Origin of the sequence: Halomonas sp. 3D7M (genome assembly GCF_014897885.1) — a bacterium.
Lineage (GTDB): Bacteria > Pseudomonadota > Gammaproteobacteria > Pseudomonadales > Halomonadaceae > Vreelandella.
Window position 1 is genome coordinate 34408 of record NZ_JABUZF010000268.1, and the last position, 3931, is coordinate 38338.

4 protein-coding genes (1 of these 4 cut by a window edge) are annotated in these 3931 nt (G+C 53.6%); 1 reads left to right on the forward strand and 3 read right to left on the reverse strand.

Features of this window, described 5'->3' with window-relative positions; genetic code table 11:
• Nucleotides 1-7 precede the first annotated feature (7 nt).
• Nucleotides 8-967: an alpha/beta hydrolase gene (locus INT22_RS18100; RefSeq protein ID WP_193068698.1), complete on the forward strand. Its 960-nt coding sequence runs from the start codon at nt 8-10 to the stop codon at nt 965-967.
• 6 nt (nt 968-973) lie between these two features.
• Here the strand turns inward: INT22_RS18100 and INT22_RS18105 are convergent, their stop codons facing one another.
• The 3 genes in view from INT22_RS18105 to INT22_RS21460 are tightly spaced (at most 16 nt apart) and all read right to left on the reverse strand, a layout consistent with a single transcriptional unit that may run on beyond the window.
• Nucleotides 974-1693, reverse strand: coding sequence for a response regulator (locus INT22_RS18105; protein WP_095604032.1), 720 nt, complete (start codon nt 1691-1693; stop codon nt 974-976).
• 16 nt (nt 1694-1709) lie between these two features.
• Nucleotides 1710-3134 carry an ATP-binding protein gene (locus INT22_RS18110; protein WP_193068699.1) on the reverse strand — a complete coding sequence of 475 codons (1425 nt, stop codon included), beginning with the start codon at nt 3132-3134 and terminating at the stop codon, nt 1710-1712.
• A protein-coding gene (locus tag INT22_RS21460; protein ID WP_446718963.1) for an efflux RND transporter permease subunit crosses the window boundary here: on the reverse strand, nt 3134-3931 show its end. It continues 984 nt past the right edge of the window; the window shows 798 of its 1782 coding nt (coding positions 985-1782); its start codon lies off the right edge, out of view; it ends in the stop codon at nt 3134-3136. Before INT22_RS21460 ends, INT22_RS18110 begins: the two co-directional genes overlap by 1 nt.

Here is a 3931-nt window from a genome sequence, read left to right on the forward strand (position 1 = left end):
ATTTTACATGCTGGATTTACGTATTATGCGTCGATACCTGGGCGTAAGCGCGCTGACTCTCTTGATAAGTGGCTGCGGTGCAACGCATCAAGCCAGCCAGGGCCTACCTGCCATTGAGCAGGGGATGCTGAACACTCCGCAGACCTTTACTCGACTACCCGTCCAACGTTATACACCTGATGATTGGGCGCAAACATTGAGCGCCCAGGTACTATTGCCGAACGCATCAGACGCAGAGCGTCGACCAGCTGCACTCATTGTGCATGGCGGTGGCTGGCGCAACCGTGGACCTGACGACATGGAAGCGATTGCTGAGCAGTTAGCAGAGCAGGGATATGTGACAGTGAATATTGAGCACCGCTTTGCTCCCGAGTACCGATTCCCTGAACAGCTACATGATTTGCAACAGGCGATGAGCTGGATTCACAGTAACGCTGAGCGTTGGCAAGTGGATACTGACCGCATCGTGGGCGTTGGCTTTTCTTCTGGAGCACATTTGATAAGCCTGCTTGCCTTGGCTGGCGATGAAGGCCCGCTTGGCGACCCTTATGGTGGCGAGCACACAAAGCTAGCAGCGGTGCTGGTTGGCGGTCTACCCAGTGACCTGCTGAAGTTTGATGACGGCCGCTTGGTGGTCGACTTTATTGGCGGCACCCGCGCCGAAAAACCAGAGGCCTATGCGCTGGCTTCACCTGCGCGGCAAATCACCCCTCAGGCACCACCGTTTTTTCTGTTTCATGGCAGTTGGGATCAGCTAGTGCCCGTTGACCATGCAACTGACTTCTATCAAGCACTCCAGGCCCAGGGCACTGAAAGCGAGCTTTACTTACAGCGTGGCTATGGGCATTTTGCCAGCTTTCTGCTGCGTGGTAGCGCTATTGACGCGGGAATCGCCTTTTTAAATCGCCAAGTTCAGCCACCGATAGTAGAGAGCAANNNTCAGCCACCGATAGTAGAGAGCAAATAGACGGGTTTATCCTTCTGGCTGATATTTATAACCAACCCCGTAAACGGAGCGAATAATCTCTAGCTCGGGGAGTGCTTCATGGATTTTTTTGCGTAGCTTCTTAATGTGGCTGTCCACGGTACGCTCCGAGACAATGCGGTTATCCCGGTACATGTGATCCATTAGCTGCTCGCGACTGAAGATACGTCCCGGGGACTGCATCATGACGCGCAATAGTTGGAATTCTACGGCAGTGAGGCCAAGGTCGTGCCCATTGGCAAGCGCCTGCCAGCCCTCTTCATCGAGTGTCACTGGTGCTTGTGGGGTGGTGTCGGAGGCGTCATCGACTTGCGCCGCGGCTTGGCTGCGGCGTAATACAGCTTTTACGCGGGCAACCACTTCGCGGGGGCTAAAGGGTTTGCAAACATAGTCGTCTGCCCCTAGCTCCAAGCCCAGTAAACGATCAACTTCCTCGACTTTCGCGGTCACCATAATAATGGGTAAGTTAGGCCAGTGTTGACGGATTTCTCGACACAGCGTTAGTCCATCTTTACCAGGAAGCATGACATCTAGCAGTACTAATGCAGGAACGTGCTGGGTTAGCCAGGGCATAACGTCGTTGCCGTTGGCAATTATGGTCGGAGCAAAATTATTGTTTTCCAGATAGTCCGCCATTAAGCGGGCAATTTTAGGCTCGTCTTCAACAATGAGCAGTGAGGCGTCTTGGGGTGAACTATTCTCAGACATAGTCAGCTCGCTTAGATTAAGAGGCAATAAGTAGCGGAAAGCGCAGCGTCCATTTCAGGCCGCCTAGCTCAGAAACGCCAGGTGAGAGTGTTCCGCCATGGGCATTGACTAACGCGCTTGCAATAGAGAGCCCCAGCCCGCTGCCGCCACTTGCGCGGTTACGTGAGCCTTCCACGCGGTATAGGCGTTCAGTTAAGCGTGAAAGCTCGCTTTCAGGCACGCCTGGGGAACTGTCTTCCCAAGTAATCACAGCATGGTTAGTCTCGCAGGTTAATGAAACCCGTAGCTCTCCTGGTGGTTGTGTATAGGCGCAGCTGTTATCCAGCAGGTTATTCCAGAGCTGGCGTAAGCGTTGGGCATCCCCTTGTATCATGATATCGGAGGTAAGCTGGCTTGACAGGGTCAGGCCGCTCTCTTCTAGCCAGCGGTCGGCATCGGATAAACGGCCTTTCAAGCTTTCGCTAAGGTTCATCGGCGCTAGCTGAATATCTAATGCGCCTGCATCACTTTGCGAAAGCAGCCTCAAGTCAGTGACTAACCGTTCCAGTTGAGACACTTCTTGAGCCAGTGAGCTAAGATTTTCCTGGTTTAGCGGACGAATCCCATCCTGCATCGCTTCGATTTCACCACGTAGGACTGCCAACGGGGTACGTAGCTCGTGCGCTGTGTCTGATACCCATCGTGCTCTGGCGTCACGGCTAGCTTCTAGGGTGGCCGCCAATACGTTGAAATCGCGTGCCAAACTGGAAAGTTCATCTTTTCCGCGTTCTGGTAACCGAGTGTGATAATCACCTTCGGTTAAGCGCAGCGTTGCGCCTGCCAAAGCTCGGGTGCGTCGGCCTAGCCACCAGGAAAGCCCTCCTGCCAGTAACAGCGATGCTAAACCAAGAGAAACAACAATAAGTACCAAATTGCGCTGCTGGCGCTCTAAAAAGCGACTTTCCATACGCTCCATCATATCTTGCGGAGGACGAAATCCCAGCTCTCCAATCGCCTCATTGTTTCCGCTTGAGGTCACGTCGCTATACAGGGTGAGCCACCGCCAACCGTTTGAGCCGCGTGCGCTCTCAACAGGCGGGACGACGAATCGGCCATCGCTATTGCGTAAAGCGAAGTCCTGAGCTTCGCCGAGAGGAGAAGGGCGATCACGGTGTGCCTGGCCAAGCTCAAAGCGCACAATATAGGGCCAGCGTTCTGGCGATTGCTCCAACCACTCCCAACTGCCTTGGGTTTCCCAGCGAGTAATTAGCCCATCCGCCAGCAGCGTAGCGTGCCGCTCTTGGGCTTGATTGAGATATTCTAAAAAGCCGCGATCAATACTGTAAGTCACTGCTAGAAACACGCTTGCTGCAATGGCTACGTTGACGCTTAAAATAGCCACAAAAAGCTTTAGACCCAGTCGAGAAGGGCGCCACTGGCGTAGCGAAGCGAGCGGTTTCATTAGCTGGCTCCTTCATGGCTTGGTTGGGGTGGTTTGTTGAGTCGTTCGCGTAGGTTTTCTAAACCCAAATAGAGGCAGGGCACTACCAGTAACAAGATAACCGTGGCGAATAGCATGCCAAACCCTAGCGAAATGGCCATGGGTATCATAAAGCGCGCTTGGCGAGAGGTTTCTAGAATCATTGGCGCCAAGCCTAAAAACGTGGTGAGTGAGGTCATCATAATTGGCCGTAGGCGGCGAGTCGCCGCGGCGACAATCGCTTCGCGGGCATCCATGCCCTCACGACGTTTACGGTTAGCATAATCAATCAGTACCAGGGCATCGTTAATTACCACGCCCGAAAGTGCCAGCATACCGAGTAGGCTGATAATCGATAGTCCGAACCCCATTAGCATATGGCCTGCAACGGCCCCGACAATACCAAACGGAATAGCGGCCAGTACCAGCAGTGGCTGAAAGTAACTCCGGAAAGGAATAGCCAACAATGCATATAGCGCGGCCAGCATTAACCACATGGCGTTGCGAAGTGTGGCTAAATTGTCGGCGGTATCTTGCTGCCGACCGCCCATGCTCACTTCAAGCCCTGCCCAGGTATTGCTAAGCGTGGGGAAAACATCTTCCTGCAGCGTGGCGAGCACTTGGTTAATTGCTTGATCTCCTTCTGAGTCAGCGGTCACTGTAATGATTCGCCGACCATCGATACGTTGAAGACTGCTAGAAGCTTGGCTTAACGTAATGTCTGCAACGCGTGACAGCGGAACGCTTAGGCCGTCAGGCGTCTGGATCGGCAGCCGATA